The sequence below is a fragment of the Neisseria sp. genome (assembly GCF_041804105.1).
GTDB lineage: Bacteria > Pseudomonadota > Gammaproteobacteria > Burkholderiales > Neisseriaceae > Neisseria.
This window is the reverse complement of the sequence record NZ_JBHCJY010000116.1, coordinates 1-3,025: the sequence shown is the minus strand read 5'-3', so window position 1 is coordinate 3,025 and position 3,025 is coordinate 1. Positions and strand designations below refer to the sequence as shown.

At 53.6% G+C, this 3,025-nt stretch carries 3 protein-coding genes; 1 reads left to right on the top strand and 2 read right to left on the bottom strand.

Going from position 1 to position 3,025, the window contains the following annotated elements:
* Nucleotides 1-103 precede the first annotated feature (103 nt).
* Nucleotides 104-1,447, top strand: coding sequence for a glutamate--cysteine ligase (gene gshA, locus ACEYDX_RS10060; RefSeq protein WP_373741888.1), 1,344 nt, complete (start codon nt 104-106; stop codon nt 1,445-1,447).
* A 91-nt stretch (nt 1,448-1,538) separates the two neighbouring features.
* Here gshA and ACEYDX_RS10055 read toward each other — a convergent pair whose 3' ends face one another.
* Both ACEYDX_RS10055 and ACEYDX_RS10050 read right to left on the bottom strand, forming a co-directional pair.
* Nucleotides 1,539-1,760, bottom strand: a complete 222-nt coding sequence (locus ACEYDX_RS10055; protein ID WP_373741887.1) for a hypothetical protein — start codon at nt 1,758-1,760, stop codon at nt 1,539-1,541.
* A 35-nt stretch (nt 1,761-1,795) separates the two neighbouring features.
* Entirely contained in the window at nt 1,796-2,740 is a 945-nt protein-coding gene (locus ACEYDX_RS10050; protein WP_373741886.1) for a class I SAM-dependent methyltransferase, read from the bottom strand.
* Between the last annotated feature and the right edge of the window lie 285 nt (nt 2,741-3,025).

Sequence of the window (3,025 nt, the reverse complement as noted above, 5' to 3'; positions counted from 1 at the left end):
TTTATAACTTCGTATGCTATCGATAAACCATCTTGGTGCTTGTATAGGCCGTCTGAAAAACCTATCATGCGGGGGTTAACGATTTTTAATTTAGGTGGAAACCATGTCGCTGCCCGTGATGTCTAGCGCTTATCTTGTACAACTTCAAGAATTTGAAAGAAAAATCTTAAGCAACCAAACCAAAATCGAAGCTTGGTTCCGTCAGCAGTGGGCGCAGCACAAGCCGCCTTTTTACGGTTCGGTCGATATCCGCAACGCCGGCTATAAAATGGCTTCAATCGATATGAACCTGTTTCCGGGCGGTTTCAACAACCTGAATCCGAATTTTATCCAACTGGCAGCGCACGCCGCGCAAGACGCGGTCGAGCGTTCCTGCCCGCAGGCCAAATCGGTGCTGATTGTGCCCGAAAACCATACCCGCAATACGTTTTATCTGCAAAATGTGTATGCGCTGGCTAATATTCTGCGCTCGGCGGGCTTTGAAGTGCGCTTGGGCAGCCTGAACCCCGAAATTACCGAAGCCACCGAGTTTGAAACCGCGCTGGGCAATAAAATCCTGCTCGAGCCTTTGCAACGCACCCGCGAACGCGTGCATCTGGCCGACGGCTTTTCGCCCTGTTTGGTGTTGTTGAACAATGATTTATCGGCCGGCGTGCCGGAAATTTTACAGGGCATCGCACAAACCGTGCTGCCGCCCCTGCACGGTGGTTGGACCACCCGCCGCAAAACCGCACACTTTGCCGCCTACGACCAAGTGGCCGCCGAATTTGCCGAACTGCTGGGCATAGACGTGTGGCACATCAACCCGTATTTCGAGCAAATCGGCGGCCTGGACTTTCAGGAACGCGAAGGTGAAGACGCGCTGGCCGCAGCGGTGGAGCGGATACTGGCGAAAATCCAAGCCAAATATGATGAAAAAGGCATTACCGACAAGCCTTTTGTGATTGTGAAAGCCGATGCGGGCACATACGGCATGGGTGTGATGAGCGTGAAATCGGCCGACGAAGTACGCGGGCTGAACCGCAAAAACCGCAATAAAATGGCCAAAATCAAAGAAGGCTTGGAAGTGAGCGAAGTGATTGTGCAGGAAGGCATCTACACTTATGAAACACTCGACGGTGCGGTTTCCGAGCCGGTGGTGTATATGATGGACCGTTTCGTTATCGGCGGCTTTTTCCGCGTGCACGAAGGGCGCGCCAACGATGAAAACCTGAATGCGGGCGGCATGGTGTTCGTGCCGCTGAACCAGGCGATTCCGGTAGCGGGTGCGGAAGAGGGCAGCGAAGAGCGCTGCAAACGCGTGTTCGCCCAATGGGATTCGCTGGGCGTGCCGCAAACCAATTCCGCCAACCCGGATTGCGAGTGCAACCGCCTGTATGTGTACGGCGTGATGGCGCGCCTGTCGCTGCTGGCCGCTTCGCTGGAGTTGGCGAAAGCAGCGGTTTGAATATCGGAAAAGTAAACGTTATACATCAGAAGCAAAGGCCGTCTGAAAACTTTTCAGACGGCCTTTGCTTCTGATGGCGCGGGATTTGGGTTTAGTAGCCGTACCGGCGGCGGTGCGGATATACCGGCAGCGGCTGAGCTTCCTGATAAATTACCGTGGCGCCGGGCGGTGCGTTGATGGTAATGTTTTTATTAACAGTGGTTTGGGAGGACACCGGTAAATCGATTGCAGCGGCGCGCCAGTAAGGGGTTTCGGCGTAAAAGCAGCCGTAAAGCGGGAGCAGGGCGGCGGTGCGGAGGATGTGTTTTATCATGAAAATTCCTTTCGGACGGCCTGTTGCGGCAAGCCTTATGCGTGCCGGATTTCCCAGCATTGGTGGATTTTTTTATTGCGGAAATCTTCTGGCACAGATTGTTTGGAAACGTCTTTTATGCGGTAGCGCGCCGCCAGTTCGGGAGCAAGGGAGAAACTGCGCAGATTATTGGAGAAAAACATCAGGCCGTCTGAAGCGAGCAGTTTCATGGCGCCGTTTACCAATTTAACGTGGTCGCGTTGGATGTCGAGGATATCAAGCATTTTTTTGCTGTTGGAGAAGCTCGGCGGATCCATCACGATGAGGTCGAACTGTTTGCCTGCTTCAGAGGCCGTCTGAAGGTATTGGAAGACGTCGGCGCGCACGATGCGGTGTGCCGGCGAGTCGATACGGTTCAGCTCGAAATTGCGCTTGGCCCACTCAAGGTAGGTGTTGGATAAGTCAACGGTTTCGCTGGATACCGCGCCCCCCGTCGCGGCATAGACGCTGAAACTGCCGGTATAGGCAAACAGGTTGAGGAAACGTTTCCCCGCCGCCATTTCGCCCACTTTCCGGCGGGTGTTGCGGTGGTCGAGAAAAAGGCCGGTATCGAGGTATTTGTCGAGGTTGACCCAAAAGCGCCTGCCGTGTTCGGTAACGGTAAAGTCTTCGCCCTGCCTGCCGGTTTTTTCATATTGCTGCAAGCCTTTCTGGCGCTCGCGGCGTTTGAAATGGATGCATTCGGGCGGAAAGCCGGTAACGAAGGCAACGGCGTCCAAGACTTCCGCCAGCCAGGCTTCGTATGCTTCGGGCTGCATCAGCCAGCCGGTGTCGTATTCCTGCAAATGGATGCGGCTGCCGTAAATATCGGCGGCAAACGGAAACTGCGGAATGTCGCGGTCATACATCCGCCACGCTTCGATGCCGTTGCGCCGGGCCCATTTCAGGTAATGTTTGATATTTTTGCCCAAACGGTTGGCAAAAGAAGTGATGTCGCTCATGTCGTGCTTTCAGACGGCCTTATCCGTAAAACGGGCATTTTACCGCAAGCGCTCCGTTTCTGCTTGACCGCACAGTACCCAACCTATATCATCCGCCCTTCGTCTTTTTGAAGCCATCGTCTTCAGCCAACTCCGTATATCTTTACAAGCTTTGGTCTCAAAAGCTTTTTTATGATTTGCTCCGTTTGGGGGCATATTTGCAGGTTGTCGCCGATGTTAACCACAAGCCGTAGGGCTTGCGACAACCTTGCGTACATCTTTTTCATCAGTAAATAAATACGTTAT